The organism is Flavobacterium sp. (assembly GCF_035299245.1).
In the GTDB taxonomy this organism is placed as follows: domain Bacteria; phylum Bacteroidota; class Bacteroidia; order Flavobacteriales; family Flavobacteriaceae; genus Flavobacterium.
Genome location: NZ_DATGWY010000019.1, coordinates 56,203 through 80,995, shown reverse-complemented (window position 1 = coordinate 80,995; position 24,793 = coordinate 56,203). Strand labels below are relative to the sequence as shown.

Below are 24,793 nucleotides of genomic sequence, written 5' to 3'. Positions count from 1 at the left end.
GGTAAGTTTTGTGCGCCACTGATTACACAGATTAACTCTGATTTATTTTTAAAACCTAAAATCTTGTGCTTCTTTTTTAGCCAATTCAAATTCTTCCATCACTTCTTTGATGATGATTTCAACGGGTTTGATGTCGTGAATTAATCCCGCAATTTGGCCAATTTCGAGTTCACCTTCGACTAAATCACCTTCAAACATACCGCGTTTGGCACGGCGTTTTCCTAGTAAATTTTCTAAATCTTCTTTGGTTGGACATTTGGCGTACAACTCTTGAACATCGTTGAAAAATTTATTCTTAATCAATCGAACAGGCGCCAATTCTTTTAAGGTTAATTGAGTATCACCTTCGCCTGTTTCTACAATTGTTTTTTTGAAATTATCGTGAGCTGAACTTTCGGTAGATGCCGCAAAACGACTTCCCATTTGAACACCATCGGCACCGAGAACCATTGCTGCTAACATTCCGCGACCCGTTGCGATTCCACCTGCAGCTATTAACGGAATCGAAATATTTTCACGCACCATCGGAATTAAAGTAATTGTTGTCGTTTCTTCGCGACCGTTGTGACCGCCAGCTTCAAAACCTTCGGCAACAACTGCATCAACTCCGGCTTCTTGTGCTTTGAGAGCAAATTTAGAACTGCTTACCACATGAACTACCGTAATTCCATTTTCTTTCAAATAGCTAGTCCAAGTTTTAGGATTTCCAGCAGAAGTGAACACGATTTTCACGTCTTCTTCTATGATGATTTGAATGATTTCTTCTATATTCGGATACAACATCGGAACGTTAACACCAAAAGGTTTATCGGTAGCTTTTTTGCACTTTTGAATGTGTTCGCGAAGCACATCGGGATACATTGAACCTGCTCCGATTAAGCCTAATCCGCCAGCATTACTGACAGCACTTGCCAATTTGTAACCTGAATTCCAAATCATTCCGCCTTGAATAATCGGGTATTGTATGTTGAAGAGTTGCGTAATTCTATTCATTAATGAGGAATCTATGTGGCATTAATTTTTAATGATTTTTCCTTGGTATACTATATCAGAAGTTGAAATGGTGTAAAAATAAACACCCGAATTCAATCCGTCTAACGAAAGGGTTTGAACTGGATTTTCTATAGTGTTTGTAAGAACCAATTGTCCTAAACCATTGTACATTTTAATTGAATTACCAACAAAATTAGCTGGGCTTACCATTGTTATAGTTGAAGTTGTAGGATTGGGAAAAACCTGATAATTTTCGATTTCAGCTTCATCAACAGAAAGTAATGCACTTTGAAGAGCAGATTGAAAATCGGGAATTCCATAACCAAATTGGTCGGTAGGATTATTGAATCGGTCTGCTGACTGTATAATAAAATTAATTACTTGCTGATTGGTTAAACTGGGTACTGCACTCCAAAAACTAGCGACCATTCCGGCCATAATCGGGCACGAAAAAGAAGTTCCGCTCGCAGTTTGAATATTCCCTGCTGTATTGGCAACTGTGGCTGCTTGACCTTTTGCCATGACTTCGGGTTTGATTCTGTTTTCATAACCTGGACCAACAGAACTGAAGGTTGCATAAGTTTCATCAAATCGTACTGCTCCAACAGCAAGTACATTAGTAGCTTCTGCTGGAACACTTATGTGATTTAAAGGTTCTGCACTAGCGCCTGAATTTCCTGCACTTGCCACTACTATGATTCCTTTACTAAAAGCAATATTAGCGCCTTTTGATGCGAAAGCCTCATTTCCGGTCATATTGGTATACACATGACTGTAGTTAGGATTATCATAAACGTAATATCCTAATGAAGTCGAAATGATGTCAGCTCCTAATCGATCGGCTTCTTCTGCTGCTTCTACCCAATAGCTCTCTTCCACTGGATTTTCATCAACAACATCTTCAGTTACAAAAAGATAATATTGAGCATTGGGCGCTGTTCCAACTAATTCACCATCAACATAGCCACCCATACAAGAAAGTGTCATTGTTCCGTGATTGTGTAGCGAATACACATCTTCATTTTGACTTACATAATTGTATCCGCCAAGGATTAAATTATTGTCAAATAATCGTTGAAAAGGCGCGGTAGAATTCACATTGATAAAACCTGAATCAAGAACGGCAATAATTTTTCCGTTTCCAGTATAATTGGCTTGATGCAACAAATGACCGTTGAGCATTTCAATTTGATTTTGTGAATTCCCGTAATTGAAATTTTCGCTTACATCTAGAGTTTTATTCACTGGATTTATGGGTTTTGGCGATCTGATTTTACCTGATGTATTCAATGCATCGTCGGCAAAAACTATAGTATCCACAAAAGATAATACAGACAAAGCATTGATATCATTGACATTTCCTCTCACATGAACACAATTCAACCATTTTGATTTGGCTTTCACGGTTACTCCTTCAGATGCCATTACCTGATCAATGTAAGGTTGGTGAATTGGAGTATCATTAATCTGTAGAGCTATTCCTTGGTTTGCCCTACGATCCAATGCTCTCTGAGTTAGCATTTCTAGAGGATTGTCTAAATAATATTGTGCATTTGGCTTATCTGTAAAATAAACCCAAGCTTCTTCATCTTGTGAAAAGGATGAGAAAGAAATAGTTAAAAGTAAGAAAAAGTAGATTTTTTGCATAGCATTTTCAATTTGGATTCATCAAAAATACAAAAAAAGACAATCAAATAATTAAATTAAGAGATTACTCCAGATCCAACTAATTCATCATCAATATTCCATGCAACAAACTGACCTTCTGTTATGGCCGATTGAGGTACGTCAAACTCAACATACAAACCACTTTCAAATTGATACAAAGTTGCTTTCTGAAGTTCTTGTCGATAACGAATACGAGCTATAACGTCCATCGTTTCACCATTTTTCAATGCTAAATCTTGGCGTATCCAATGAATTTCTGAAGGCTGAACTCGCAATGCTTTTCGGAACAAACCCGGATGATGATGACCTTGGCCCGTGTAAATTTCATTGTTTTTAACATCTGTAGCGATAATAAATAAAGCTTCTTTGGTTCCACCTACATTCAATCCTTTGCGTTGACCAATAGTAAAGTAATGTGCACCTTGATGTTGACCCACTTTCTTTCCCATTTCTGGAATATAGTGAATTGGTTTTGAAAGGTATTTCAACTCTTCTTCTTTGGAACTAAAAATTGGTTTTTCTTGGGAATATATGGGATGATTGACATCAATTTCAACAATGATTCCTTCTTTGGGTTGGAGTTGTTGTTGCAAAAATTCGGGTAAACGTACTTTTCCAATAAAGCACAATCCTTGCGAATCTTTCTTTTCGGCTGTTACTAAATTGAGTTTCATGGCAATTTCACGCACTTGTGGTTTGGTCAATTCACCAATCGGGAAAAGAGCTTTACTCAATTGTTCTTGTGACAATTGACATAAAAAATACGATTGATCTTTATTGTCGTCTTTTCCTGCAAGTAATTGAAATACTTTCTCTCCATCCACTTCAATTTCACCTTTTCGGCAATAGTGACCTGTCGCTACAAAATCGGCTCCTAAACTCAGGGCGATTTTCATGAACACATCAAATTTGATTTCGCGATTACAAAGCACATCCGGATTGGGAGTTCGACCTTGTTCGTACTCGTTGAACATATAATTGACGATTCGCTCTTTATATTGTTCGCTTAAATCGACCGTTTGAAAAGGAATTCCGAGTTTTTCTGCAACTAAAAGTGCATCATTACTGTCTTCGAGCCACGGACATTCGTTAGAAATAGTCACTGAATCATCGTGCCAATTCTTCATAAAAAGTCCGATTACTTCATAACCTTGCTCTTTTAAAAGATAAGCTGCAACACTTGAATCAACACCACCAGAAAGTCCGACTATAACCCGTTTCATTTTAATTTTTTTGCAAAATTACATTAAATAATAAAAAAAGGTATACGCTTTTGATTATAAAAACATATACCTTAGTAAATTCTATTTATTGAAATTATTCTGTAGGCTCTTTGGTGATTTTTTTCTTCACAAACTTTTTGCCTTGCAGATTCATGTTCTTTTTCACCATTTTACCATTTTCTAAAAACTCCCAAATTCCGGTTTTCTTTCCATTAGTAAAAATTCCTTTAGCTGTAACTGCATTATCTGGATTTCTAAAAATAGCTTGTCCGTGGTAGAGATCGTTTTTATACGTTGCTTCTTCTAAAACAATCCCGTTTTCAGCGTATTTTTTATAAGCTCCTTCTTTTTTACCGCTTTTATAAGTTGTTTCTTCGGCAATAGCACCTTCTTTATAATATACTTTTCGTATTCCTTCTAATTTTCCTTTAACATAGGTTTCGGTTGTCATTATTGAAGGTGAATCAAGGTGATAGTACTTCCATTCTCCTTCGTAAACTTTATTGATTAATTTCCCTTCACTTACTTTAAATCCTTTTTGATTGTAGAAAATAGTGTAGCACGAATTGTCTTTGGTGTTGAATTCGCGAGTTGCAATTACAGTATTGGCTTTGGTATCGTCGAAGAATCTAAACATGCCGACTTCTTTACCGTGCTCAAAATTACCTTCATAACGCAGTCGTTTCGACCCTTCATGATAACCTTTCCAAGAACCATGTTTTTGACCTTTATCGTCTAATTGATTGATGTCTTGAGCGTTTAAATTAAAAACTATAAAAAATAATAGCAGTACGATTCTCATAAAATTGTTTTGAATTACTATAACTACAACTTAACTAATTTATTGTAGCAAATGTAATTCCTATTTCACATTAATTTTCAATATTTTAAGAAAAAAACTACTAAATAAGGTTGTTAAATATATATTAAAAGCTGTTTTTTTGTTTAACAATTATATAATTACATAAAACAAAAAAAAGGTTTTTCAATATAAAATGATTAAACAAATTTGTTAAAAAATAATTTGCTCTAAATTTTGTTTATGTTTTTGTCGTTATCTTTAAACGAAATAATAACAAATAAAACAAAAAAACTATGAAAACAATCAATTTAAAAATGTTCGCATTAATTGCGATGTTAGCTTTTGGATTTTCATCATGCGATGATGACGACACAACAACTGCACCTGTAGACAATACTATAGCAGGAATAGCTTCAAGAAATTCAAACTTGACGACCTTAGTATCTGCTTTAGATAGAGCAGGACTTGTAAGTACATTACAAGGTACAGGACCGTACACCGTTTTTGCCCCAACAAATGCCGCATTTACAACTTTCTTACAACAAAATGGTTTTGCAAATCTGGAAGCTGTACCGGTTGCCACTCTGAGAGAAATTCTTTTGAACCATGTTGTAAGTGGATCTGTTCAGTCAACAGGTTTAACAAATAACACCTATATTAAAACTTTAGGGAAAGGGACAGCATCTTCTACTAACACCTTAAGCATGTATGTAAATACAACAAGTGGTGTACGATTAAATGGTGTTTCATCAGTTGTAACAACAACTCCTGGAGAAACGTTCAACATTATAGCTACTAATGGTGTTATCCATGTTGTTGATGCAGTAATAGGTTTACCAACAATAGTAACACATGCGGCTGCTAATCCTAACTTTTCTATTTTGGCTACTGTAGTAACAAGTACTTCAACAAATGGAAATGGTTTTGGCGATCAGACTGCAGTGGCTGCTGCTTTGTCAAATGCAACTACTAAAACCGTTTTTGCTCCAACAAATGCAGCATTTACAGCAGCAACGACAGGATCAGGTTTTGCAGTAGGAGCAACACCAGCACAAGTAACCAAAGTACTACAATATCACGTAACTACCGCAGGAAATGTATTAGCTTCATCGCTAACAAATGGACAAGTCATTCCAACAATTACTTCTCCTGTACAGAATCTAACCATCAATTTAACGGGTGGTGTAAAAATTAATGATACAACCACAACACCAAGTAACATCATAATTACTGATGTTCAATGCAGTAATGGTGTTATTCACGCTGTAGATAAAGTATTACAACCATCATTGTAAAAAAGTTAAGTTGGGATAATTTCCACATCCTAGTTTATTGATTATTTGGTTTGTTTAGGGAGACTCTCATTAACTTGAGAGTCTTTTTTTATGCAAAAAACAAAAAAATAGTTAATTAATTTTGAATATTTTTAGACAGATTAATACTGTTAATTTAATTGGTCTTTTAAGTGTATTTCACATTATTTTATATATTTGTCTCATAATTGATTATTTAACATAAAACTACTCATTATGAACCTACTAAAAAATAGAATTTTACTTATTCTTTTTGTAAGTATTAGTGTATTTACATCTTGTGATATGGAAGATGATGCTAATGCAAAAAAGGATACTTTGAACGGATTAATCTCCGACAATAACGAGTTTGACTCATTACAAAAAGCGATTGAAATTACCGATTTAAGTTCAACTTTAAGCGGAACTGAAACATTCACTTTATTTGCTCCAACGGATACTGCTTTTGAAAACTTTTTAGCTGAAAATGATTTTGCTACAATCGAAGAAGTTCCAACAAGTGTATTGAGACAAATCCTTTTAAATCATATTATTGTTGGAAAAATCAAGCTAGAAGATTTACCAATTAATACCTATATAAAATCACAAGCTACAGGGTTTGCATCAAATTCTGCTAATTTGAGTATGTATTTCAGAAACGTAGATGGTGAAACAGAAATTAATGGCATTGCCTCTGTCACTAATGGAAATATTTTTGCATCTAACGGAGTAATTCACAAAGTGGATGCTGTTCTTAAATTGCCAACAATTATTGATCATATTTTAGCCAATCCTAATTTATCAACTCTTTCTTCTGCTTTAGCTTCGAATGATCAATTTGACTTTGTAGCTGAATTGTCGAGTGTTAACAATGGCCCGTATACAATGATTGCTCCAATGAATACTGCTTTTTCTTCTTTATTAGTAGAATTAAATCAACCCAATTTAGCTGCTATTGGAAACAGTACATTGGCTCAAGTTTTGAAGTATCATTTTGTGATTACCGCTAATACATTCTCATCATCTCTTACAGATGGAGCAACAGTAAATACGTATGCTGGTGATCCTTTTTCAATTCAATCAACGCCTGCAAATTTCAGAATTGTTGATATGAATGATCGTTTGTCTAACATTACAACTAAAGACATTCAGTGTTACAACGGTATGATTCACATGGTTGATAGAGTTCTTCTTCCTAATTTAGATTAAGAAATCAATAATTTTATTCCATAAAAAAAGTCCCGAAACTACTCGGGACTTTTTATTTTATACTGCTAATTATTTTTTCTTCTGTTGTGCTTTTTGAGCTTCGGCTTGCTCCATCATCTCTCTCATTTTCTTTTGGAACTTGCTTTCAGTTTTGGGTTTGGCTTTGTTCTCTTGAATTTGAGCGTGTATTTTTTCACTATCAATAAAATACTTCTTAATAACAATCATGATTCCAATAGTGATTAAGTTGGAAATTAAGTTGTATAAACTCAAACCTGAACCATAATTATTAAAGAAGATTAACATCATGATTGGCGACAAATAAATCATTATCTTCATGATTTTAGCCATATCAGGCATGCCTTCTTGTGGTGGTTGTGCCATAGCTTGATCTCCAGAAGTCATTTTCATATAGAAGAAAATGGCGATTGATGCTAACAAAGCAAATAAACTGATGTGGTCACCATAAAGCGGAATGTTAAATGGCAATTTCAATACCGAATCAAATGAGGATAAATCGTCAGCCCAAAGGAAACCTTTTTGTCTTAAATCAACCGAAGTTGGGAAGAACAAAAACGAAGCATACATGAACGGAATTTGAATCAATGCCGGAATACAACCAGCCATTGGATTTACTCCAGCTTTACTGTACAACTTCATGGTTTCTTGTTGTTTCTTCATTGGGTCTTTTGCGAATTTCTCTCCTAATTCTGCAATTTCAGGTCGTAATACTTTCATTTTCGCTTGAGATAAAAACGATTTGAAAGTAATAGGCGACATTGCTAATTTGATAATAATAGTGAAAAGAATAATTGCAATTCCTAATCCCATGAACGAACTTAAGAATCCGAATAACGGAACGAAAATTAATTTGTTGATCCAACCAAAAATTCCCCATCCCAACGAAACAATTTCATCAAGATTGCGATCGTATTTGCTTAATAATTTATAATCGGCTGGCCCAAAATACCAATTCATTTGATAGTTCAATTCGCCGTTGTTAAACGTTAAAGGCGCAACCGTTTTGAATTGTTTGGTATAAATAGTATCTTTTTTGGCGTCTTTTACTAAATCAAATGACTTGATGGATGCCTTTTCTAATGGAGTTTTAGTCAATAAAACCGTAGTAAACAAGTGTTGTTTGTAGGCAACATAAGTCACCTTTTCTGGGTTTTCTTCTTTCTCAGTTCCTTGACCTGTGTAATCGTCTTTACCATCTTCGTATTCAAAAACTGATTCGGTATAACGATTTTCGTAGGAAATACTTTTTTCGTTGCGGTAGGTTTTCAAATCCCAGTTCAAATTAGCTGGTTTTGAAGTATTCACGGCTTTACTTAAACCTTGTGAACGCACATCAAAATCAAGCATATAATTATCCTGTTTTAGAACGTATTTGTATTCTAAGAACTCATTAGCACCCGATTTTAATTTCATCGAAAGAATTTGATCTGCTCCTACTTTGGTTAAAGTGGGTTCAAAAAACAAGTCTTTAGTGTTTAAGATTCGGTTATCCGAAGTTTGCAATTCAAGATTAAAATTGGCGTTGTTGTTTTTGATTAACGAAACCAATTCGCCCGAATTCTTTTTGAATTTGTCGTATTTTTTAAGTGTAACTTCTGAAATAGCTCCACCTTTGTTAGAAACCGAAATTTTTACTAAATCATTTTCAAGTACAGTTACACCCTCTTTTGCCGTTGGTAAAGTTGCTGAATAAGCAAATGTTCCTAAAGTAGCTTGTAGTTTTTTGATTTTTGCAGTGTCTGATACTGAAGTATCGGTAGCAATAGTAACGATTTCTTTGGCAGCAACTGTTTTGGCTTTTTGTTGCTTTTGAAGTTTTTCTTGTTTTGCTTTTTCGAGTTGTTCTTTTTCGGCTGTTTTTTGGTTGCTGTACATCATCCACATTACAATACCAAAAATCAAGGCAAACCCGATGATTGAATTTAGGTCAAATTTTTTTTGTTCCATAGTATACTTCCCAAAAAAGGGATTTTATCAATTTGTATGTATGTCGCTGTTGCGACGGTTTTGTTTCAATTTTAGAATAGTTGGGTTAGAACTATTATTTTAGAAGCCCAAAAGTTGGCCTTCTAGCCCTGATTGACGCGATGCCATGCAAAGCGGAAAGCAGGAACAAGGAATACAATGAAGCCAACTGATTCGCTCCTCTCTTTTTCAATTAAATACCTAACAGGAAAAAACCTGTTAGGATAATTTATTTTTCACAATTGCGGCTACAAAGCTAACAAAAATTGGCTGTGGATTTGCAACTGTACTTTTGTATTCTGGATGGTACTGCACTCCGATGAAAAACGGGTGATTTTTGATCTCGACAATCTCAACCAAACCAGTATCCGGATTGACTCCAGAACTGATTAAACCTGCATTTTCCAATTGTTCTGCGTACTTATTATTGTATTCATAACGATGACGATGGCGTTCTTCAATTTGTGACTTACCATAAATTTGATGCGCCAAAGTGCCTTCTTTAATATCGCATTTCCATGAACCCAAACGCATTGTTCCGCCTTTATCGGTGATGGTTTTTTGACTTTCCATCAAGTCGATAACTGGGTTTGTCGTATCCGGATTCATTTCGGTTGAATTGGCGTCTTTCAACCCTAAAATGGTTCTAGAATACTCAATTACCGCCATTTGCATTCCGAGACAAATCCCGAAAAACGGAATGTTATTTTCGCGTGCGTAACGTACCGTTTCGATTTTACCTTCAATTCCGCGTTCGCCAAATCCCGGTGCAACAAGTATACCATCAATACCTTCGAGCATTTTTCCTGCCGAATTGGCATCGATGTGTTCGGAGTGAATACTAATTACATTTACTTTCGTTTCATTGGCAGCGCCAGCGTGAATAAAAGCTTCTAAGATCGATTTATAGGAATCTTGTAATTCAACGTATTTTCCAACCAAACCAACATTTATGGTGTGTTTTGGATTTTTTAATCGGTGTAAGAAATCGTTCCACTGTGTTAAATCGGGAGCCGATTTTTCGGGTAAATTTAATTTTTTCAATGCTACGACGTCCAAACCTTCTTCGAGCATTAAATTCGGTACTTCATAAATGGTTTTGGCATCGATTGACTGGATTACTGCTTCGCGTTTTACGTTGCAAAACAATGCCAATTTCTGACGCAAATCATCTGACAATTCGTGTTCAGTACGACATACCAAAATGTCAGCTTTGATTCCGCTTTCCATCAACGTTTTTACCGAGTGTTGAGTCGGTTTTGTTTTTAACTCACCCGCAGCCGATAGATACGGAACTAATGTTAGGTGAATTACGATTCCGTTGTTTTCACCTAATTCCCATACCAACTGACGCACTGATTCGATGTAAGGAAGCGATTCTATATCACCGACAGTTCCGCCAATTTCAGTAATAACAATATCAAAATTGCCTGTGTTTCCAAGCAATTGCATGCGTTCTTTGATTTCGTTTGTGATGTGAGGAACTACTTGCACCGTTTTTCCTAAAAATTCGCCACGACGTTCTTTTTCAATTACTGAAAGATAGACTCTTCCTGTTGTAACGTTGTTGGCTTGTGAGGTTGGAACGTTTAAAAAACGCTCGTAATGACCTAAATCTAAGTCGGTTTCAGCACCATCATCGGTTACAAAACATTCTCCGTGTTCGTAGGGATTTAAAGTACCTGGATCGACATTGATGTAAGGATCAAATTTTTGAATAGTCGTTCGATAACCTCGTGCTTGAAGCAATTTTGCTAACGAAGCCGCAATGATTCCTTTTCCAAGAGAAGAAGTCACACCGCCTGTAACAAAAATGTATTTCGTTTGATTCATTGTATTGGTTGTTGTGTTGTTGTTGTTGTTTGTAAAAAACGATGCAAAAGTACAATTTAATTTGAAGATTTGAAGATTTGAAGATTTGAAAATTATTATTTTTTACGATTAAGAAAATACCGTTATAGCATCTTCAAATTTTCAAATTACTACATTTTCAAATCGGTTTTGGGTATTGCTTTTTAATATTCCGAACCAGCTCTTCCAAACCGTTTAGTTTGAGTTCGTAAACCAATTGAAGTTGTTCTCCTAATTGACCTTTGGGAAGATGATTGTTTTTGAGCCACACCAAATAATATTCGGGTAAATCAATAAGAAAACGCCCTTCGTATTTTCCGAAAGGCATTTTGGTATGAGCTAATTTGATGAGAAGTTGTTGTTGGTCGTTCATTTTTTTTAGAGAAAAGAAGAAAGATGAAAGAGAAAAGACTTCAACATGTCTTATAACAAAGCTGTCTTGCTTCTTGCAGCGAAGCGGTCTTGACTCTTGCAGCGAAGCGGTCTTAATTACTTCCAATTGAAAGTGACTTCTTTCTCGATATCGGGATGCAAACTCAGTAATACCGGACACGTCATCGCACTTCGTTCCAAAATGGTTTTATTTTTATCTGAAGTTTCAGTTGACATATTCAATTCAACAATAATCTTAGCGATTTTGCGTGGTTCAGCTTGCATGATTTTGGTAATTGAAAGAGTAGAATCTTTGAGATCAACGTCTAAATCTTTGGATTTAATGGCCATGATTGAAACCATACAACTTCCCAATGCGGTGGCGACCAAATCGGTTGGAGAAAACGCTTCACCTTTCCCATGATTATCGGTAGGTGCGTCGGTTAGAATTTGAGTTCCTGATTGTAAGTGAATACAAATCGTACGTAAATCACCTACATATTCTATACTTGATGTAGCCATTATTGTGCTTCTTTAATTGTTAAATCAGATTGATAAGTTAAAACATAAACTCCTTTGTTAAGGTAACCACCATTTGAATTTTTTATGTAATCAAATTTACTTTCTACTTGTTCCGAAGCCGCATTTAGAACGGTCTCTTCGAATGATTTGTCTTGTGAGAGACGAAGCATCGTATCGAAAGTTAAATCAAATCCGCGAGTAGCAAATTGATTCGGAAGCACTTTATTTTTGATACGATAAGCTTTTTCAAACTGAATGGCTTCATTCGATTCATTTTCTCTGTACAACGAAGGATAGGTTAGCTTTGATTTCACCAAACTGTTGAGAGAAATTTCTTCAAAATCGAGCATCTCATTGGTTTCTAACACCACTAATTGTGCTGAATACTCTTTAAGAGACGAATTAATTGCCGTTAATGTGGTCTGAATCGTCTCGTATTTTTCGGATTCCATTACTACAAAATTCAATCTGTCTTTTACAAAATGTTTTTTGATACTATCGCTGACAAAAGTTCCTTTACTGGATAGCCCAACCCATTTTACATTTTTCTCATATTCAGAAATAAATGCTTTACTATTGGTTTTATCGGCATCGACTAAAGCAATAACATTTCCGTTTTTGCCATTCATATAATCAAAAATTGCTTTTTTCTGAGCATATTCTGATGGCATTGAATTATATAAATTAGCATACGAAGTGGCTACTTCTTTGGACAATGGCGAAATGACAGGTACTTTTTTACTTTCGAGTGATTGGGCAACTTTTTCGACATTCGCTTGAAAAAACGGACCAATTACGGCATCGGCATTTGAAGCTTTATTTTGCAATGTTGATAACGCAGAAGTCGTTGTTTTGGTTTCTTCCGAATCAAAAATACTCACATCAACATTCAATCCTAACACTTTGGCCGAATCAATTGCCATCATCACTCCCGAATAAAAATCGAGTGTCATGTTGAGAAATTTATCGTCTTTGAATTTAGAGTTTAGCGTTTTGACAGTATCCATTTCAATTTTGGAAACATTAAACGGAATCAATAGTACTAAATGCTTTTTGTCTTTTTTTGAAATGGAATTCACCAAATTAGTCGAAGCTTTTGAAGGCGAACTCATATTAGATAAATCAACAGGCACTTTCAACATCATTCCTTCCTTCAAACCATCCGACAATTCAGGATTAAGCTTCGTCAACTCTTCTTGTGTCAAACCTAATGATTTAGTCAAACTGTAAAAAGTATCGCCGTCTTTAACCGAATAATTAAAAAGTGGTTTAGCGGCTACTTGTTTGACTTCTTTTGGTTTTTCAGGTTCGGAAGGCGTTGTTGCTTTTCCGTTTTTATTGATTTTCAAAACAAATCCGATGGGCAAATTATCAACTACATCAGGATTTTGTCGTTCCAATTCCTCTACGGTAATTCCATATTTAGTAGCAATTCCGTATTTGGTTTCTTTGGGTTGTACTTGGTGTGTAATAATTCCAGATGAATTTGAAGCTACAGGTTTTACAACTGGAGCTGGTTTTACTGCGTTGGCGCCTTTTTTAATAACCAAAACTTGTCCGGGTTGCAATCCGGTTTCTTTTAAAATGGGATTGTTTTTTTCCAACTCGTCTATGGTGATACCGTATTGCTTTGAGATTCCGTAAACACTTTCTTTTGCTTTTACAGTATGCGTTTTTTGAGAAGATGTTGCTGCTGCAGGCTTTGTCTCTGTTGGTTTAGTTACAACTGGTTTTACTTCAACTGCTTTGGTTTCAATGGTTCCATCTTGCGCTACTGATTTTGGAATTGCCAAGACCATTCCGGGCTTAACACCCGTTTGTGCATCGGGATTCAACTTATAAATATCAAATGGAGTTACCTTGTATTTTTGAGCAATTTTAGAAATGGTTTCGCCTTCTTGCACCGTATGATTGGTTTGTTGCGCCAAAATACTTTGCAGAAAAACAAGAAAGAAAATACTAAAAAAACGTTTCATAATTACCATTTATTACATTAAAACACCGTGCCTAACCGAATCGAAAAGAGGATTAAAAGTATAAAATTAGTAATTAAAAAACGTTCTTTACGTAGATTTATTATTACAATTTATTCCCACTCAATCGTAGCCGGTGGTTTTGAACTGATATCATACACTACTCTATTGACACCTTTTACTTTATTGATGATTTCGTTCGATATTTTCATCAAAAACTCATACGGTAGATGTACCCAATCTGCGGTCATTCCATCGGTAGATTCAACAGCTCTTAAAGCAACTACTTTTTCGTAAGTACGCTCATCGCCCATTACTCCTACACTATTCACAGGAAGCAAAATCGCTCCCGCTTGCCATACTTTGTCGTACAAACCGTGCGTTTTTAATCCGTTGATAAAAATCGCATCCACTTCTTGTAAAATGCGAACTTTCTCTGGAGTAATATCGCCCAAAATACGAATCGACAAACCTGGGCCAGGAAACGGATGACGACCTAATAATTCAGCATCAATACCTAAAGTCGCTCCTACTCTTCGCACTTCATCTTTAAACAACATTCGAAGTGGTTCTACAATTTGCAATTTCATAAAATCAGGCAAACCGCCTACATTGTGGTGTGATTTGATAGTAGCACTCGGACCTTTAACCGATATGGATTCTATCACATCCGGATAAATCGTTCCTTGCGCCAACCATTTCACATCCGTCAATTGATGTGCTTCGTCGTCAAAAACCTCAATGAACACGCGACCGATGATTTTTCGTTTCGTTTCCGGATCATCAACTCCAGCCAGTTCACCCAAAAAGCGTGCCGAAGCATCTACACCTTTTACATTCAACCCCATATCTTTGTATTGGTGCAATACATTTTCAAACTCGTTTTTGCGCAATAAACCGTTGTTAACAAAGATACAGTATAAGTTCTTGCCAATCGCTTTATGCAATAAAACGGCAGCTACAGTCGAATCAACTCCGCCCGAAAGTCCTAAAACTACTTTATCGTCTTTTACTTTTTCTTTTAGTTCTTTCACACAATCTTCCACAAAAGCATTCGGAGTGAAATTCTGTGGCACTTCGGCAATTTTGACTAAGAAATTCTCTAACATTTGCTTTCCATCGGTTGAATGATAGACTTCAGGATGAAACTGAATCGCATAGGTGGTTTCACCTTCAATTTTGTAAGCAGCGTTTTCAACATCGTGCGTCGAAGCCAATTTTACACCATTAGTAGGAAGATGTTTAATCGTGTCGCTGTGACTCATCCACACTTGTGAATTGACATTGACATTCTCAAAAAACACTTCATTTTCTTTGATGTACGACAAGTTGGCTCTTCCGTATTCTCTGATGTTGGAAGCCGCAACTTCACCACCTGAAAAATGCGCCAAATATTGTGCACCGTAACACACAGCAAGCAAAGGTAATTTACCTCTGATGGCCGACAAATCAATTTGCAAAGCATCTTCAGCGCGCACCGAATACGGACTTCCGCCTAATATTACTGCTTTGTACGAGGATAAATCTTCGGGAACATGGTTGTAAGGAAAAATTTCGCAGAATATATTCAATTCGCGAACGCGGCGTGCAATTAGTTGTGTGTATTGCGAGCCGAAATCTAAAATAAGTACGTTGTGTTGCATGCGCAAAAGTACTATTCTCGATTGAAAATAAAAACTAGATTTTGGAAATTATTTTCTTTTTGTAGCTCATCCAGCCATCCGTTTCAATCTTTTGCGCTTCAGTTCTTTTTTCTAAGCCATGGCAAGCGCTTTCGTTGGTCGCGTTGCCATGCCAAGAAAAAAACAAACTTCCAACGCAAAAGGATTTCCACTACTGTCTGGGCTAGAAAAACACGTTGCATCAGAAATAAATTAAATTTTATTACATTTGAATTCAAATCTACAACATGCTCAAAACCATCATTTACATCGCCATCGGTGGCGCCATCGGAAGTGTTTTACGTTACCTTACTACGGTTTTGGTTTCAAAATATTGGTCAAGTAATTTCCCTTTGGCCACTTTTATTGCTAATGTTTTAGGGTGCTTTTTGATTGGTCTTTTCATCGGAATTTTAGAAAAAAACAACTTTACGAACTCCAACTTAAAATGGTTATTAATTACTGGTTTCTGTGGCGGTTACACTACGTTTTCTACTTTTGGAGTTGAGAATTATTCACTTTTTCAAAATCAAAACTCATTGTTGGCTTTCGCTTACATCGGATTGAGTGTTATCGTTGGACTTGCAGCTATTGGGTTAGGGATGTATATTTCAAAATAATCCATATAATTCATATACATATAAATCAACAATCTGCATTAATTTGCCCAACCTACAGTAAACATAAAAATCTGTGTTAATCTGTGTAATCTGTGTTCGATTTTTAGTATTTTCGCAGCCTATGAATGAAAATGACATCCAAGCGATTCAAAAGCTATTAGCTTCGCCCAAAAAAATTGCTATTATTCCACACCGAAGTCCCGATGGAGACGCCATGGGTTCTACTTTGGGTTTGTATCATTTTTTACTAAAACTTAACCACCAACCTACGGTAATTGCACCTAATGATTTCCCTGAATTTTTGGCTTGGTTGCCTGCGTCTGAAACCGTTTTGATTTATGAAAACGACCGCGAAAAAAGCAGTGCCGTTCTTCAAGAAGCAGAATTGGTTTTTACCTTAGATTTTAATGCGTTGCACCGAACAGGCGAAATGGAAAACGTATTGAACAAACTCACCGTTCCAATGATTATGATTGATCATCACGAACTGCCGAGTAATTATGCAGCTTATACGTATTCTGATACAGCTTTTGGTTCGACGTGTGAAATGATTTATAATTTTATCGGTTTTTTGAATCATAAAAGTCTTATTGACAAAACGATAGCCACTTGTTTGTATACCGGCATAATGACCGACTCAGGCCAATTTCGTTATCCAAAAACAACGGGAGCCACACACCGAATTGTAGCTGAATTCATCGATTTGGGAATAGAAAACACCGAAATTCCTACCTTAATTTTTGACAACAATTCGTTTGAACGTTTACAATTATTGGGAAGAGCATTGCAAAATATGATTGTTTTTCCTGAGAAAAAAACTGCGTACACGGTTTTATCTCAAAAAGAATTAGACGAATTTAACTACGTAAAAGGTGACACTGAAGGCATTGTCAATTATGGTCTAACAATAAAAGGCATTATTTTTGCCGCAATCTTCATCGAGCACAGAGACGAAAATATCATCAAAATTTCGTTCCGTTCTCAAGGTGGATTTGACGTAAATCAATTTGCAAGAGAACATTTCAATGGAGGAGGACATATTAATGCTGCTGGAGGAAAATCGAATGATTCGTTGAAAAATACCATCAAAAAATTTGAAAAAATAGTTAAAAATCTATCCCACTAAATGAAAAAAATAACCTACATCCTTTTACTCTTTTCTTTACTACTGAATCTAGTAAGTTGTAAAGAACCACAAGCTCGGAAACCGATTTCACATTCATCGGGAACTTTCTTGAAGGAATCGGCTGAACGCAACAAAAAACTCATCAAAGGCGAAGAGGGAAAAATTGATTCCATCATCAAAAGTAATCCAAAAATTAAGTACTTAGCTTCTCAAAAAGGCTATTGGTATCATTATGAGATCAAAAATGATACGGATACCATTCGTCCAAAAAAAGGCGATGTTGCTTATTTTATTTACGATGTAAAAGACTTAAATGGCAATGTAATTTATTCTGAAGCCGATTTAAAACCACAAACCTATTTAGTAGATAAACAAAACATAATGATGGGTTTACGACACGGAATCAAACTGATGAAGAAAACAGAAAAAGTCACTTTCCTTTTTCCTTCTCACATGGCCTATGGTTACCACGGCGATAATGATAAAATTGGCACTAATGAGCCACTTATTTGCACTGTAACATTAACTAATTTTGAACCAGAAAAAAAACAATAATTAAATGAAATCTAAAGTCGTTTTAGTAGTTGCTCTTATTACTACGTTATTATTTTCTTGCAAAAAAGAAGAAAAAAACAACAATTTACCCGATGGCTTATACGCCGAAATTGAAACCAATAAAGGAACAATAATCGTCGAATTAAATTACAAAAAAACTCCAATGACTGTGGCCAACTTCGTTTCTTTAGCAGAAGGCAAAAACACACGAGTAACTGAAGAGTTTAAAGGAAAACCTTTTTATGATGGGTTAAAATTTCATAGAGTTATCTCTAAAACAAATGGGGATTCGGACGATTTTATGGTGCAAACAGGTGATCCGCTGGGAACAGGATCTGGTGATGCGGGCTACAAATTCAGTGATGAAATAACCGATTTAAACCACGATACACCTGGAATTTTATCGATGGCCAATTCAGGTCCAGGAACCAACAGTAGTCAATTTTTTATTACCATTGTACCTACTCCTTGGTTAGACGGAAAACATACAGTTTTTGGAAAAGTAGTACAAAATGGAATGGAAGTAGTAACAAAAATTGTTCAAGGAGATTTTATTAAATCGGTGAAAATCATTCGAAACGGCAAAGAGGCAGAAAATTTTAATGCCAATAAAATTTTTGATGATCAATTCAAACTAAAAGTCGAAGCTGAAACTAAATTAAAAGCACCTTATGTTGCAATGATCAACAATGCTAAAGCAACCGGAACAAAATTACCAAGCGGTTTGATTTATAAAGTCATTCAACCAGGATCAGGTAATAAGCCTGCTGCAGGAACAACAGTAAACATTAATTATGCAGGATTTTTAGAAGATGGAACACTCTTTGATAGTAGCATCAAATCTGTAGAAGAAAAGTTTGGAAAATACAACACCATGAAAGACCAACAAAACGGCTACAGCCCAATTCCATTTCAAATTGGAACAAAAGAAGGATTAATTCCTGGCTTTATAGAAGCGATAGAACAAATGAAAATTGGTGAAAAAGCAGTTTTTGTAATTCCGCCTCAACTCGGTTATGGTGCTCAAGGCGCAGGAAATGTGATTCCGCCCAATGCAACTATCGTTTTTGAGTTGGAAATGCAATCAAAATAAATTAGAAACAATCATTAAACTAGTATAAAATTAATCATTATGAAAATCAAATTATTAGCACTTCTTTTTTTGAGCACTACAATTACTTTTGCTCAGGGTGCAAAGAAAACTACTACCACTAAAAAAGCAGTCACTACCACTGTTGCACCAAAAACTCCAGTTACATTACCTGTTGTGAATGATAAAGAAGGAATTTTTGCAGAAATTGAAACTTCAAAAGGCAAAATTGTAGTTCAATTAGAATACAAAAAAACACCCGTGACTGTTGCTAACTTCATATCATTAGCTGAAGGAACAAACCCAAAAGTGAGCGAAAATTTAAAAGGAAAAAAATTCTACGATGGATTGAAATTCCACCGTGTGATTAAAGATTTTATGATTCAAGGCGGCGATCCTGCTGGAAACGGTTCGGGCGGACCAGGGTATGCGTTTAAAGATGAAATTACCGATTTAAAACATCACAACTCTGGAATTTTATCAATGGCAAATGCTGGACCAAAAACGAATGGTTCACAATTTTTCATCACCCATAGAGCAACTCCACATCTAGATGGAAAACACACTGTTTTCGGAATTGTGGTAACAGGAATTGAAGTGGTAAATGCCATTGCTCAAGACGATTTAATCAAATCTATTACTATTGTAAGAAAGGGTGCCGCTGCAAAGAAATTTGATGCTCCAAAAGTATTTGCAGATTATTTTGCTAATAAAGATGTTGAGGAAAAAGCACAAGCTGAGAAAGAAGCCAAGGAAAGAGCTATTGCCAATGCCGCTGCTTTGAAAGAATTTGAAAATGGAAAAACAACTGCAAGCGGATTAAAGTATATTGTACTTCAAGAAGGAACTGGAGCAAAACCAACTGCAACAAGCAATGTAAAGGTACATTATACAGGAACATTAACCAATGGAACTGTTTTTGACAGTAGTGTCAAAAGAGGTCAACCAATTGATTTTGGTTTAAATCAAGTAATTCCGGGTTGGACAGAAGGTTTACAATTAATGACGGAAGGTTCAAAATATAAATTCTTTATTCCTTACAACTTAGCTTACGGAGAAAGAGCAATGGGCGGAGTAATTCCTGCGAAAAGCGATTTGATTTTTGAAGTCGAGTTAATCAAAATTAACAATTAATACTACATAAAAAACCCTCATATGATTGAGGGTTTTTTATTGCTTTATTTTCCTTTGAACTTCCAGTCAAACTCGTCGTTATCATTAATGATGGCGCCAATTTCTATGCGAATGATTTCTTCGTATTCCGATTGAAGAATCAACCAATTACTCTCATTAAAATGATTTTCAGTCGAATCAAACCATTCCGTCTCCCAACTTTTAAAAGGCAATTCATTTTTCACTTCTTCTACCTTTCTTCCAATCACTTTTTGATCTAACAAAACACTATCTGGATTGGAGGTGATCAGATAGCCCAAACGAAAATTCTCATCTTCATAAAAAGTCAGACGCAGTTTTTTTTCATTGTAAAGAAAGATGATATTGCTATCGTCGTCTTCAAATTGATTATTGGGCTCACCATAAAGCGCGATAACATCGCTTTGCTTCATTCCGAACAACAATTGATCAATGCCGTTTTTAGGGTTTACCTTCATTATTTTTTTTTCAAAATTAGAGATAACTTTTTAAAAAAGAATGATTATCAGTTAAAAAAAGAGGATCGTTAAAACCGCATGGCTTAGTTTTCCGTAAATACAATAGATGGTAACTAAAAACAAAAAAAATGAGAAAAAAAATTACTTTGATTATTCTGTTCGCTTTAACTTTATTCTTAACTGGAGTTAATTCATTTGGACAGATAGTAACGAGCGGTGCAGACGATGGATCTGCGGGAACTTTAAGAAGCCAAATCACTGCTGCTGCAGTGGGCGGAACTATTACATTTGATCCAGCAGTAACTAGCGTAATCTTGACTGGTGGTGAAATCAGCATTAACAAATCATTAACCTTGACCGGAAACGGTGCTGCAAACACTACCATTAACGGTAATGCCAATGGCCGAATTTTCAATGTTACTACAGGTGATTTTACTGTTAACGCACTAACACTTACCAATGGATTGGCCGACAATGGTGGTGCCATTCAAATTGCCTCAGCAAACGTTTTCATCAATAACTCTGTTCTTTCAAACAACAGAGCCAATGGTGCAAGCGGCAGTGGCGGTGCGGTTTTGGTGGGAGCAAATGCTAATTTGACAGCAACTTCTACCACTTTTTCGAGCAATATTTCAAACCGTGCCGGTGGTGCTATTGAAGCAATTGCCGGAACAACTACAACACTAACTAATGTTGATCTAATTTCCAACAATACTGGAGTCGCTCCAGCAACTGCAGCTCCAGGAAACGGTGGTGGATTACACATTACAGGAGCAGGAATGGCAACAATTACTGGCGGAACGGTTGCAAACAACATCGCTGCTGCAGAAGGTGGCGGATTATGGAATGGTTCTGGAATGATGACCATCACAGGAACAACAATTACATCCAATACTGCTTCTGGTCCAGCTGCTGATAATGGTGGTGGTGGAATTTACAATTTAAACAATGGTACTTTAACTATTTTAAATGCTACCATTTCAAATAATATTGCTGATGGAACAGCTGGATCGGGTGGCGGAATCCTTTCGGACGTTGGAACTACTTTAAACATAACCAACACAACTATTTCTGGTAACCGTTCGAATCGTGCGGGTGGCGGAATCGAAACCGTAGCAAATTCTAATACAACATTAAACAACGTAAACTTAACTAATAACAATACAGGAGTTGCTCCTGCTGTAGCTGCTCCAGGAAACGGTGGTGGATTTCACATCACAGGTTCTGGAAATGCTACTATAAACGGAGGTTCAGTTACCAATAATATGGCCGGAAATCAAGGTGGAGGTTTATGGAATGGCTCTGGAACGATGAACGTAATTGGAACTGCTATTAATAATAATATGGTTTCTGGAAATGCTGCAACTAGTGGCGGTGGTGGACTTTACAATCAAGTGGGAATATTAAATGTATCCAATGCTACTGTAAACGATAATGATACAACTGGAACTTTAGGTAATGGTGGCGGACTTTTAAATAATGGCGCATCGGTTACTATCAATAATACTTTAATAAACAGTAATGCTTCCAACTTAAATGGTGGTGCAATCTATACCAATAACGGAACAATCACTATAGACAACAATTCTACCATCAACTCCAATACAGCTATGGGCGCAACGGCTCCAACTGATGGTGGTGGCGGAATCTATGTTGCTGCGGGCACTGTAAATGTAATCGGTGGTGCTATCAACAGTAATACAGCAATTTCAGGTGGTGGTTCTGGTGGTGGAATATTCAATTTTGGAGGAGCTTTCTCTGCCAATGGAACATCTATCAGTCAGAATATTGCAAACCGAGCTGGTGGCGGAATTGAAGCAGCGAGTGGTTCTACTACCAATTTAACTGGAGTAGCATTGAATAACAACGTAACTGGGGTAATCGCTTTAGGATCAACTGCTGCTAATCCAGGAAATGGTGGCGGATTGCACTTAACCGGAACTGCCAATGCTTCAGTAACTGGCGGAACTGCTAATGGAAATTCAGCAGGAAATCAAGGAGGTGGATTATGGAATGGTGCCGGAATGCTAACCATAGACGGTACAACCATCAACGGAAACATGGTTCCAGGAAATGCTGCAACTAGCGGTGGTGGTGGATTATACAATCAAGTGGGTACATTAATGGTTTCAAATGCTGTTGTAGCTAATAACATGGCAAGTGGTACATTGGGAATTGGTGGTGGACTTTTAAATAACGGAGCTTCGGTTACCTTAAACGCAACAAATTTAAATAACAACACTGCAAACCTCAATGGTGGTGGAATTTTCACCAATAACGGAACAATAACGATTCAGAATAATTCGGCTCTAAATACAAATATTGCTTTAGGCTCAATTGCTCCTACTGAAGGTGGTGGTGGAATCTATATCAGTGCTGGAACTGTTTCGGTAATGGGAAGTTCAATCAACTCTAATAAAGCAATTACTGGTGGTGCTTCTGGTGGAGGTGTATTCAACTTTGCAGGTACATTCAATGCCGATGGTACAGCTATAACTGAAAATATCTCTAACAGAGCAGGTGGCGGAATTGAAGCCGCTGCTGGTTCAACTACTAATTTAACAAACATCACTCTAAATAATAACGTAACCGGTGTTGTTGCTTTAGGATCAACGGCTGCTTCTCCGGGAAATGGTGGTGGATTTCACATAACAGGTGCCGGAAATGCAACAATTTTAGGCGGAACTGTTAATAGTAACTCTGCCGGTTTAGAAGGTGGCGGATTATGGAATGGTTCAGGCATGATGACTGTTACCAATACCGTTGTAAGTGGAAACACAGCTTTAGGTAATGCAGCTGACGATGGTGGAGCTGGTTTATTCAATAATGCTGGAATGCTAACCCTAAACAATGCTACTGTAACCAATAACAATGCAACTGGAACGGCAGGTTCAGGTGGTGGAGTATTCGGTTTAGCGGGAACCATCAACATCAACAATTCAACGTTGGACTCAAATTCGGCGAATCGCGCTGGTGGTGCTATTGAAGTAGTAAACGGAACATTAAATATTACCAACTCCAACTTAACCAACAACGATGTCGATGGAACTGCGGGAACTCCGAGTCCGGGTAATGGTGGAGCTCTTCATATTACTGGTGTAACAACTACAACGATTGTAGGCGGAATGGTTTCAGGAAATGATGCACGACGTGAAGGCGGTGGATTGTGGAATCAAACAGGAAGCACCATGACCGTTACAAATGTTACAATTGACAACAATACTGCAAGCGGTGCTGGAGCTTTGTTTGGTGGTGGTGGAGTTTTTGTAAATGGTGGAGATGTTTTTATTAACTCATCTACAATTTCAAATAACATTTCAGACGGAATTGGCGGACACGGTGGCGGAATTCACGTAAAAACGGGATCGGCTACTTTACTAACATCTACTGTATCAGGAAATACCTCTGCAACTAAAGGCGGAGGCGTATATTCTAATGCAGTGTTCAGTAGTAATGCATCAACAATTGCCAACAATACATCTGTAAATGGCGGTGGAATTGCTAATGAAAGCGCATCGATTCCTTCATTGAAAAATACAATTGTAGCAACCAATACAGCAACTACAGATACTGACGTTTCATCTACAACAGGAGCGTTAACCTCAAACGGTTACAATTTAATCGGAAAAGCCACTGCTACAACATTTACAGCCGGAACTGGTGATTTAGTAGGTACTGATGCAACTCCTGTTGACCCGTTGGTTGGTCCTTTAGCAAATAATGGCGGAATGACTCTAACTCACGCCTTGTTAGCGGGCAGTCCTGCGTACAATGCTGGAGATATGGCTGACACCTTTAACGACCAAATCGGGAATGGTGTGTTCGACGGAAGAAGAGACATCGGTGCTTTTGAATCACAAACTAATTTATTGAGTGTTACATCATTCAATGGAAATGTGTCTTCAATCTATCCGAATCCAGCCAATAGCGGATTTGTAAATATCCGTCTGAATGAAAACGCAACATCTGTAACCGGAAGTGTTTTTGAAATAGGTTCTGGAAAACAAGTTACTCAATTCCAAATCAACGGTTCAGAAAGTCAAATTTCTTTGGACATGCTTGCTACTGGAGTATACATCATACAGTTGGTTTCTGAAGATTTTACTGAAAATCACAAATTAGTAATCGGAAGATAATCCAATGTAAAATAACACTAAAAAAGCCTCTGTAATTGCAGAGGCTTTTTTTATTTAAAAATTTCACGAAAGTACAATAAACGGATAAACCATTGTTAAAATAC

19 protein-coding genes are annotated in these 24,793 nt (G+C 36.6%); 8 read left to right on the top strand and 11 right to left on the bottom strand.

Annotation, left to right across the window (positions count from 1 at the left end; all coding sequences use genetic code 11):
* Window positions 1-48 precede the first annotated feature (48 nt).
* From VK161_RS13025 to VK161_RS13010, 4 genes are all read right to left on the bottom strand, one after another.
* Window positions 49-993: an NAD(P)H-dependent flavin oxidoreductase gene (locus VK161_RS13025; protein WP_324215221.1), complete on the bottom strand. Its 945-nt coding sequence runs from the start codon at window positions 991-993 to the stop codon at window positions 49-51.
* Between the two features lie 21 nt (window positions 994-1,014).
* Window positions 1,015-2,640 carry a S8 family serine peptidase gene (locus VK161_RS13020; RefSeq protein ID WP_324215220.1) on the bottom strand — a complete coding sequence of 542 codons (1,626 nt, stop codon included), beginning with the start codon at window positions 2,638-2,640 and terminating at the stop codon, window positions 1,015-1,017.
* Window positions 2,641-2,696: 56 nt separating this feature from the next.
* The gene (mnmA, locus tag VK161_RS13015; protein ID WP_324215219.1) at window positions 2,697-3,884 is read right to left on the bottom strand and encodes a tRNA 2-thiouridine(34) synthase MnmA; all 1,188 of its coding nucleotides are present in this window, start codon (window positions 3,882-3,884) and stop codon (window positions 2,697-2,699) included.
* A 94-nt stretch (window positions 3,885-3,978) separates the two neighbouring features.
* Window positions 3,979-4,686, bottom strand: a complete 708-nt coding sequence (locus VK161_RS13010; protein ID WP_324215218.1) for a hypothetical protein — start codon at window positions 4,684-4,686, stop codon at window positions 3,979-3,981.
* Window positions 4,687-4,979: 293 nt separating this feature from the next.
* Here VK161_RS13010 and VK161_RS13005 point away from each other — a divergent pair, with 293 nt between their 5' ends.
* Together VK161_RS13005 and VK161_RS13000 are read left to right on the top strand one after the other, a co-directional pair.
* Window positions 4,980-5,981, top strand: a complete 1,002-nt coding sequence (locus tag VK161_RS13005; RefSeq protein WP_324215217.1) for a fasciclin domain-containing protein — start codon at window positions 4,980-4,982, stop codon at window positions 5,979-5,981.
* A gap of 234 nt (window positions 5,982-6,215) precedes the next feature.
* A complete protein-coding gene (locus VK161_RS13000; RefSeq protein ID WP_324215216.1) occupies window positions 6,216-7,187 on the top strand; it encodes a fasciclin domain-containing protein in 972 nt (323 codons plus the stop codon).
* Between the two features lie 69 nt (window positions 7,188-7,256).
* On the opposite strand, the gene yidC is transcribed toward VK161_RS13000, so the two are convergent.
* The 6 genes from yidC to guaA all read right to left on the bottom strand — a co-directional run bounded on the left by yidC (window position 7,257) and on the right by guaA (window position 15,534).
* Window positions 7,257-9,155, bottom strand: coding sequence for a membrane protein insertase YidC (gene yidC / locus VK161_RS12995; RefSeq protein WP_324215215.1), 1,899 nt, complete (start codon window positions 9,153-9,155; stop codon window positions 7,257-7,259).
* 237 nt (window positions 9,156-9,392) lie between these two features.
* The gene (locus VK161_RS12990) at window positions 9,393-11,006 is read right to left on the bottom strand and encodes a CTP synthase (RefSeq protein WP_324215214.1); all 1,614 of its coding nucleotides are present in this window, start codon (window positions 11,004-11,006) and stop codon (window positions 9,393-9,395) included.
* 157 nt (window positions 11,007-11,163) lie between these two features.
* A complete protein-coding gene (locus VK161_RS12985) occupies window positions 11,164-11,397 on the bottom strand; it encodes a DUF3820 family protein (protein WP_324215213.1) in 234 nt (77 codons plus the stop codon).
* A gap of 116 nt (window positions 11,398-11,513) precedes the next feature.
* Entirely contained in the window at window positions 11,514-11,918 is a 405-nt protein-coding gene (locus VK161_RS12980; protein WP_324215212.1) for an OsmC family protein, read from the bottom strand.
* The gene (locus VK161_RS12975; RefSeq protein WP_324215211.1) at window positions 11,918-13,894 is read right to left on the bottom strand and encodes a LysM peptidoglycan-binding domain-containing protein; all 1,977 of its coding nucleotides are present in this window, start codon (window positions 13,892-13,894) and stop codon (window positions 11,918-11,920) included. The genes VK161_RS12980 and VK161_RS12975 overlap by 1 nt, the downstream gene beginning before the upstream one ends.
* A 110-nt stretch (window positions 13,895-14,004) precedes the next feature.
* Window positions 14,005-15,534, bottom strand: coding sequence for a glutamine-hydrolyzing GMP synthase (guaA, locus tag VK161_RS12970; RefSeq protein ID WP_324215210.1), 1,530 nt, complete (start codon window positions 15,532-15,534; stop codon window positions 14,005-14,007).
* A 266-nt stretch (window positions 15,535-15,800) separates the two neighbouring features.
* On the opposite strand from guaA, the gene crcB reads away from it, so the two are divergent.
* The 5 genes from crcB to VK161_RS12945 all read left to right on the top strand — a co-directional run bounded on the left by crcB (window position 15,801) and on the right by VK161_RS12945 (window position 20,077).
* On the top strand, window positions 15,801-16,172 hold the full coding sequence (crcB, locus tag VK161_RS12965) for a fluoride efflux transporter CrcB (protein ID WP_324215209.1): 372 nt from the start codon (window positions 15,801-15,803) through the stop codon (window positions 16,170-16,172).
* 121 nt (window positions 16,173-16,293) lie between these two features.
* Entirely contained in the window at window positions 16,294-17,298 is a 1,005-nt protein-coding gene (locus VK161_RS12960) for a bifunctional oligoribonuclease/PAP phosphatase NrnA (RefSeq protein ID WP_324215208.1), read from the top strand.
* Window positions 17,299-17,853, top strand: coding sequence for a gliding motility-associated peptidyl-prolyl isomerase GldI (gldI, locus tag VK161_RS12955; RefSeq protein WP_324215207.1), 555 nt, complete (start codon window positions 17,299-17,301; stop codon window positions 17,851-17,853).
* 4 nt (window positions 17,854-17,857) lie between these two features.
* The gene (locus VK161_RS12950) at window positions 17,858-18,946 is read left to right on the top strand and encodes a peptidylprolyl isomerase (RefSeq protein ID WP_324215206.1); all 1,089 of its coding nucleotides are present in this window, start codon (window positions 17,858-17,860) and stop codon (window positions 18,944-18,946) included.
* A 39-nt stretch (window positions 18,947-18,985) separates the two neighbouring features.
* Window positions 18,986-20,077, top strand: coding sequence for a peptidylprolyl isomerase (locus VK161_RS12945; RefSeq protein ID WP_324215205.1), 1,092 nt, complete (start codon window positions 18,986-18,988; stop codon window positions 20,075-20,077).
* A gap of 44 nt (window positions 20,078-20,121) precedes the next feature.
* On the opposite strand, the gene VK161_RS12940 is transcribed toward VK161_RS12945, so the two are convergent.
* Window positions 20,122-20,553 (bottom strand): hypothetical protein, encoded by a 432-nt coding sequence (locus VK161_RS12940; protein WP_324215204.1) that lies wholly within the window; start codon window positions 20,551-20,553, stop codon window positions 20,122-20,124.
* Window positions 20,554-20,681: 128 nt separating this feature from the next.
* Here VK161_RS12940 and VK161_RS12935 point away from each other — a divergent pair, with 128 nt between their 5' ends.
* Complete coding sequence (locus VK161_RS12935) at window positions 20,682-24,689, top strand: choice-of-anchor Q domain-containing protein (protein WP_324215203.1); 4,008 nt, start codon at window positions 20,682-20,684, stop codon at window positions 24,687-24,689.
* The last annotated feature ends 104 nt before the right edge of the window (window positions 24,690-24,793 follow it).

Excerpts from the sequence above, each read along its gene's own strand:
- VK161_RS13025 (WP_324215221.1), bottom strand. The coding sequence starts at position 993 with ATGAATAGAATTACGCAACTCTTCAACATACAATACCCGATTATTCAA.
- VK161_RS13020 (WP_324215220.1), bottom strand. The coding sequence starts at position 2,640 with ATGCAAAAAATCTACTTTTTCTTACTTTTAACTATTTCTTTCTCATCC.
- mnmA (WP_324215219.1), bottom strand. The coding sequence starts at position 3,884 with ATGAAACGGGTTATAGTCGGACTTTCTGGTGGTGTTGATTCAAGTGTT.
- VK161_RS13010 (WP_324215218.1), bottom strand. The coding sequence starts at position 4,686 with ATGAGAATCGTACTGCTATTATTTTTTATAGTTTTTAATTTAAACGCT.
- VK161_RS13005 (WP_324215217.1), top strand. The coding sequence starts at position 4,980 with ATGAAAACAATCAATTTAAAAATGTTCGCATTAATTGCGATGTTAGCT.
- VK161_RS13000 (WP_324215216.1), top strand. The coding sequence starts at position 6,216 with ATGAACCTACTAAAAAATAGAATTTTACTTATTCTTTTTGTAAGTATT.
- yidC (WP_324215215.1), bottom strand. The coding sequence starts at position 9,155 with ATGGAACAAAAAAAATTTGACCTAAATTCAATCATCGGGTTTGCCTTG.
- VK161_RS12990 (WP_324215214.1), bottom strand. The coding sequence starts at position 11,006 with ATGAATCAAACGAAATACATTTTTGTTACAGGCGGTGTGACTTCTTCT.
- VK161_RS12985 (WP_324215213.1), bottom strand. The coding sequence starts at position 11,397 with ATGAACGACCAACAACAACTTCTCATCAAATTAGCTCATACCAAAATG.
- VK161_RS12980 (WP_324215212.1), bottom strand. The coding sequence starts at position 11,918 with ATGGCTACATCAAGTATAGAATATGTAGGTGATTTACGTACGATTTGT.
- VK161_RS12975 (WP_324215211.1), bottom strand. The coding sequence starts at position 13,894 with ATGAAACGTTTTTTTAGTATTTTCTTTCTTGTTTTTCTGCAAAGTATT.
- guaA (WP_324215210.1), bottom strand. The coding sequence starts at position 15,534 with ATGCAACACAACGTACTTATTTTAGATTTCGGCTCGCAATACACACAA.
- crcB (WP_324215209.1), top strand. The coding sequence starts at position 15,801 with ATGCTCAAAACCATCATTTACATCGCCATCGGTGGCGCCATCGGAAGT.
- VK161_RS12960 (WP_324215208.1), top strand. The coding sequence starts at position 16,294 with ATGAATGAAAATGACATCCAAGCGATTCAAAAGCTATTAGCTTCGCCC.
- gldI (WP_324215207.1), top strand. The coding sequence starts at position 17,299 with ATGAAAAAAATAACCTACATCCTTTTACTCTTTTCTTTACTACTGAAT.
- VK161_RS12950 (WP_324215206.1), top strand. The coding sequence starts at position 17,858 with ATGAAATCTAAAGTCGTTTTAGTAGTTGCTCTTATTACTACGTTATTA.
- VK161_RS12945 (WP_324215205.1), top strand. The coding sequence starts at position 18,986 with ATGAAAATCAAATTATTAGCACTTCTTTTTTTGAGCACTACAATTACT.
- VK161_RS12940 (WP_324215204.1), bottom strand. The coding sequence starts at position 20,553 with ATGAAGGTAAACCCTAAAAACGGCATTGATCAATTGTTGTTCGGAATG.
- VK161_RS12935 (WP_324215203.1), top strand. The coding sequence starts at position 20,682 with ATGAGAAAAAAAATTACTTTGATTATTCTGTTCGCTTTAACTTTATTC.